Origin of the sequence: Paraburkholderia sp. Ac-20347, assembly GCF_017104805.1 — a bacterium.
Lineage (GTDB): Bacteria > Pseudomonadota > Gammaproteobacteria > Burkholderiales > Burkholderiaceae > Paraburkholderia > Paraburkholderia tropica.
This window is the reverse complement of record NZ_JAAGPN010000413.1, coordinates 1-5,031: the sequence shown is the minus strand read 5'-3', so window position 1 is coordinate 5,031 and position 5,031 is coordinate 1. Positions and strand designations below refer to the sequence as shown.

4 protein-coding genes and 2 pseudogenes are annotated in these 5,031 nt (G+C 57.6%); 3 read left to right on the top strand and 3 right to left on the bottom strand.

Annotation, left to right across the window (positions count from 1 at the left end):
- Window positions 1-150: 150 nt before the first annotated feature.
- Together G3N97_RS40260 and G3N97_RS36590 are read right to left on the bottom strand one after the other, a co-directional pair.
- On the bottom strand, window positions 151-1,710 hold the full coding sequence (locus G3N97_RS40260) for a recombinase family protein (RefSeq protein ID WP_346778174.1): 1,560 nt from the start codon (window positions 1,708-1,710) through the stop codon (window positions 151-153).
- Between the two features lie 286 nt (window positions 1,711-1,996).
- Window positions 1,997-2,461 carry a helix-turn-helix domain-containing protein gene (locus tag G3N97_RS36590; RefSeq protein WP_205997660.1) on the bottom strand — a complete coding sequence of 155 codons (465 nt, stop codon included), beginning with the start codon at window positions 2,459-2,461 and terminating at the stop codon, window positions 1,997-1,999.
- A 500-nt stretch (window positions 2,462-2,961) separates the two neighbouring features.
- On the opposite strand from G3N97_RS36590, the gene tnpB reads away from it, so the two are divergent.
- Both tnpB and G3N97_RS36575 read left to right on the top strand, forming a co-directional pair.
- Window positions 2,962-3,096 (top strand): IS66 family insertion sequence element accessory protein TnpB, encoded by a 135-nt coding sequence (gene tnpB / locus G3N97_RS36580; RefSeq protein WP_205997658.1) that lies wholly within the window; start codon window positions 2,962-2,964, stop codon window positions 3,094-3,096.
- A 30-nt stretch (window positions 3,097-3,126) separates the two neighbouring features.
- On the top strand, window positions 3,127-3,366 hold the full coding sequence (locus tag G3N97_RS36575) for a hypothetical protein (protein WP_205997657.1): 240 nt from the start codon (window positions 3,127-3,129) through the stop codon (window positions 3,364-3,366).
- Here G3N97_RS36575 and G3N97_RS36570 read toward each other — a convergent pair.
- Window positions 3,310-4,469: pseudogene (locus G3N97_RS36570) on the bottom strand (IS30 family transposase). The gene G3N97_RS36575 and the pseudogene G3N97_RS36570 overlap by 57 nt on opposite strands.
- A 60-nt stretch (window positions 4,470-4,529) precedes the next feature.
- Between G3N97_RS36570 and G3N97_RS36565 the strand changes: the two are divergent.
- Window positions 4,530-4,904, top strand: a pseudogene (locus G3N97_RS36565) (IS66 family transposase zinc-finger binding domain-containing protein); the annotation flags it as partial.
- Between the last annotated feature and the right edge of the window lie 127 nt (window positions 4,905-5,031).

Below are 5,031 nucleotides of genomic sequence, written 5' to 3'. Positions count from 1 at the left end.
CCCAACTGGCGGATTGTCGCCTTGATGCGCTTCCCGAGTTTCAGGTACAGCTCGACCGCCCGAACGCGGTCTTCGTATGAATACATGGACTACCTCCAAAGTAGTCCAAGATTTTGTCCGCATCCCCAGTGGGTCAGTTTTGCACGCACCTCAACACAGAGTGACGTCCTCGACGATGTAGGCCAGCAGCCGCTTTCGCTCTCGATTCGCCAGCGATGGATCACGCCAAAGTGCTTTGAAGTCCGCTGTCATTGCGATGAGCCGATCGCGGATCGCATCGTCGAGTATGAGACGCTCCTGCTGCTGGCTACGCTCCCTTTGTTCTCTCGCGTCGGCCAATATGCGCAGCTTGTCGTTCCATTCTTGCTCGAGTGTGTCGGCGACCAGTCGGTTACTTGGGTCGACCAGCATGAAGCGTCGTTGCGCAAGATCTGCATCGAACTGGGCGCGTTCGATAGCGCGCAGGCGTAATCGATCGGCATCATCGTGGCGCGCTTCAATTTCCTTACGTATCTCCCATGCCAACTCAACGGCAGCCGGAGTCATCGACGCGACGATCAATGCGCCAACTGCTTCATCAATCGGCGCTCCGGCAATTGACTGGCAGCAAGGTTCTCCACGAGCGCCTTGTGCTCGATCGCAGACATACCAGGCTTCCTGTCGTGCGCGTCGCGTAGCGTACCGGAGCCGGAGATACCGACCACAACGACCGCAGATGGCGCGTCCCTGCAGAAGAGCAGCTCCCTCGCGAGGTGGCGATGATCGCGCGACTTTATACCCGCGACCATTCGTCTCCAGAACAGCAAGGTTCTGCTGATACTGCTCCCAGGTAATGTATCCAGGATGGGCGTCCGGAATGCAAGCAAGCCCGTCATTGCGGCCACGCTTTCTCGGCACTTTCCGCCCGTCTGCGAGTTTGCGATAGTGCCTCCGGCCGTAGGCGTAAGCGCCTGCGTAGCGCGGATTGTTCAACATGCGAAGTGCCGTCGACGCGGTGAGGTGCTGGAAGACCAGGAACTTCGCGTTGCGCATACGGGATGGAAACAGGAGGCCTTCCTTCTTGAAGACCTTGACTGTCTGGCTGGCAGAGCCGACTCGCAAGAACGTCTCAAAGAAATATGTGATGGTCTCTCTGACCTGGGAATCTGGGTCAAGCACTACGTTGCCAAGGTCGTCATATACGAAGCCGGTCGGTAGCACGCACCGATACTCGCCTCGATTCACCTTGTTCAGAATGCCGCCTCGTAGGCGCGCTTTGAGAACATGAAGCTCCGCTTCACTCATTGTTCCTTTGAGCTCAAGCAGGAGCCGGTCATTGAAGCTTGCTGGATCGTATATCCCGTCTTCGTCGAGAATCAGCGTATCAGCGAGCGCGCAGATTTCCAGAAGCCGATGCCAGTCAGCATTGTTTCGGGCCAGGCGCGACACCTCCAGGCCCATGACGATGCCTGCGCGGCCCATGCCCACGTCAGTGACCAATCGTTGAAACCCCTCCCGCCAGGACGCCGATGCTCCAGACTCCCCCTGGTCGCTATCGATAGTGACGATCTGCTCGTCACGCCAGCCGAGCGCCGTCGCGCGTCCACGCAGGGCATATTGTCGCTTTGTGCTCTCGACGTTCTCGAGGACTTGCCGCATCGACGACTGCCGGACGTAGAGGTAAGCGCTCCGTTCGAGGTGGTGAGGCTGAACTTTAAGGGACGCGTTCACGATGTTCTCCGCTCATTGACCGTCACAGCCATGCCTGCGAGTACGTAGATAAAGCCTTGACGCTCGATGGGCTGAGCGTTCGACGATGACCGGGTAACATTTGGTTCGGGCGGTGCACGCCCCGGAACCGTCATGCGTGCCCACGCCCACATCCCTCGCGCAAGGAAGACGCTGAGTCCGCGCCGGGCTTCCACAGGCAAGGCCTGGCCAAGAGCGGCGGAACGCATCACCTCGTATTGCGCGGTGATCGGCGCCGACACGGCCGACGGCCAGGCACAGCATCCCGCTATTCCACCTTTTTTTTTACACCGAACGCTCGCTCGATCGTTCTCGGGTGTACATCCAGACCAAATTCTTTGCGAACCAGCTTTGCCAGTTCGCGCGCCCGAAGTGGTTCTCCGGGCGTGTGTTGTAACTTGAGGAACGCCAACACCTCGCCCTGGATCTTGTGCGGACCATGCGGCCCTCGTTTCCTTGGAACCAGTCCTGCGATTCCTCCTTGCTCGAAGTCCGCTCGCGCCTGATAGAAGGTTGGCCGCGAAACACCATATTCGTCGGAGATCTGCGTTATGGAGGCCTTCTCAACAGAAACGCGACGCAACATCTCATACTTGACCTGCACAGCGTCATGGGGATCGAAGAATCCACCCTCGTGGAACTTGGCATCGAGAACGTTCGACGGCGTTGGATTCAGCGTACCGTCCTCCGCGAGGACATCCGTCTTCGAGCGCTTGCGTTCATTGGGCGGCACATTCACTCCAAATGGTTGCAGTTCACTGTAATTAAATTATGCCGCGCCACAGGCTTTGTCAAGCTCTAGGACGTTCAGTTTCTAACCTTCATAGTGTTGCTATATGCCCACAATTTAAGACGCAGCTTCGGATTCAGCGGCGTTAATTACCTTACATTTGCGGCAAAAATCTCTTTACGGTCAAGTACCGCTCCCGGCACGCCTGTACGAAAGACGTCTCACGAGTAGCACAAGCTCCATCAAGTCGTTGACCGTGAACAACGCGTGCTCTCGTCCCATAGAGATCTCGGGATCAGGCTCGCTCATATCGGTCCATTTCGGAGGAACGGAGCAATAACTCTTGTCGTCGATGCGCAGCAGGAGACGCCGGCCAGACCGGTTATAGCGCTCACCGACACAAAGAAGTTGCTGTCCGCTGAACGGGTGGAACGGGTGGGTGATGCGGACAAGATGTTCTGTGGCAGCCCCAGAGCCTGCATTTCGAGGTATGTTACAAACGGTTGGAGCGAGGGCGTTTCGTCTGGCCACAGGCCGATGGCGGCAAGGTCTTCCTGACCTCCGCTCAACTGTCGATGTTGCTTGAGGGCATCGACTGGCGGCAACCACGCCGCACCGCTGCACTGTCGATGTTGTAAACGGCGAGGAAGGCTCGTAAACTGCGCTTCATGTCGAACGGCGCCGATCTCCCTGAGGATGTTCACGCGCTGCAGGCCTTGGTGCTTGCGCAACGCGCGTCGTTTGCCGAACAAAGTGGCGAGATCGAACGGCTCGTGCGGGACATGGCCGAACGGGAACTCGAGATCGAGCGGCTGAAGGCGCAGATCGACAAGCTCAAACGGATGGCGGATTCAACCGGTCGACGCAACGATTTGGTTAAATCGTTCAGCTGGCGTGTCGAAGTTTAATGTTTTCCGGGGGCGTTCGTTGAGCCGCCTGGCTACGGTATCCAGTCTGGCCTGCGAGTAGACGGAGAAGTCGGTACCTTTAGGGAAGTATTGCCTCAGAAGCCCATTCGTGTTTTCGTTCGAACCGCGTTGCCAGGGATGTTGAGGATCGCAGAAATAGACCTCAATGTCGGTAGCAACAGTAAAGCGGTTGTGCTCGGCCATTTCCGAACCCCTGTCCCAAGTCAGTGATTTATATAGTTCCCGAGGTAACTTGCTGGCGTGTCGTATAAGCGCGTCAACCACAACCTCGGAATCCTTGCTCGCTACTTTAACCAGCATGACGAACCGACTTTGACGTTCGACGAGAGTCGCAATCTGGCTGGTAGCGTTGCCATAAATCAAGTCTCCTTCCCAGTGTCCGGGTATTGCTCGATCCTCCGCCGTAGCGGGACGCTCACTGATCGACACGGCGTCACGAATGTTCGTGCGGCCCTCGGTTTTCAATGTGTGAGACGGGATCGGCGCATGGTTCGAGAGCGTCGCAAGTGCTCAAGCAATTCCTTTTTCAGGGCGCCACGAGCTTGTATATAGAGGCTCCGATAGATTGTCTCGTGCGACACCAGATAGTCCTTGTTGACCGCGTAAGCATGTCTGAGCCAACCAGCAATCTGCTCAGGAGACCACTGCAGCTTCAGCTTCGCAGCGACAACTCGTGCCAGCGTCTGGTTTTGCACCAATTTGCAAACCTTCGGCCGACGTGCCCGCTCCCAGGCGATAGCATCCGCCTGGCTTGCTCGATAGCCCAGGCTGCCCCCGTTGCGCTGTAACTCGCGACTGATAGTGGAAGGAGCGCGTCCCAGCTTTGCCGCTATCGAGCGAATTGATAATCCGGACACCAGAGAGCGGGAAATCTCCTCGCGCTCTGTTAGCGTCAATGCCTGCGGCGCACGATGCCTTTGCGGCGGCTGGATACCGCCGCTCTCCGAGAGTATCCGCTGAATCGAAGAATGGCCCCGATCGAAGAGTTTGGCAATCTGATGAATAGTGTCACCCTTGCGCCAGCGGTCCCACATCAGCGCTTTCTGGGTCTCGGAGTAGTAAATTCTCGGTCGCTGCTTCATTTGCAACACCTCCGCTGCTCACGCAGATTCTAGGTGTTGCGTCGACCGGTTGAATCCGCCATGCACTTCGGTCGCAAGTCCGAGCAGATCGACCGGCTTGAGACCGAGCTCGAAGATCTGGCTGCCGGTCGCGGCGTTGCCGATGTGCGCCGAGCCCGCGCGTCGACCGCGAGCATGTCTGGCGTCAACGCGTCGCCGCAGGAGGCACTGCCGCCCCATCTGCCGCGCGAAGAGCATGCGTTCGAACTCGATCCGGGCTGCCCACTGTGCGGAAACGTGTTGCAGCTGATCGGCGAAGACACATCCGAGCAGCTCGCTCGTGTCTCGGCCGCCTTCAAGGTGATCCGCACGATCCGGCGCAAGGGCGTCTGCACCTGCTGCAAGCACTTCTCGCAGCCGCCGATGCCCGGTCTGCCGATTGAACGCAGCATTGCCCTGACCATGCCTCGATTTCACGTACAGCAGGAAATTTGTTAGTTTCCTGTTTGTACGGAGGATTGCATGTCTGAGAAGTCAGTGCCGAAAAGGCAATACACGAACGAGTTCAAGGTTGAGGCCATCA

What these genes read in the sequence shown, in the direction of transcription:
- G3N97_RS36575 (WP_205997657.1), top strand. Translation starts at nt 3,127, where the DNA reads ATGTCGAACGGCGCCGATCTCCCTGAGGATGTTCACGCGCTGCAGGCC.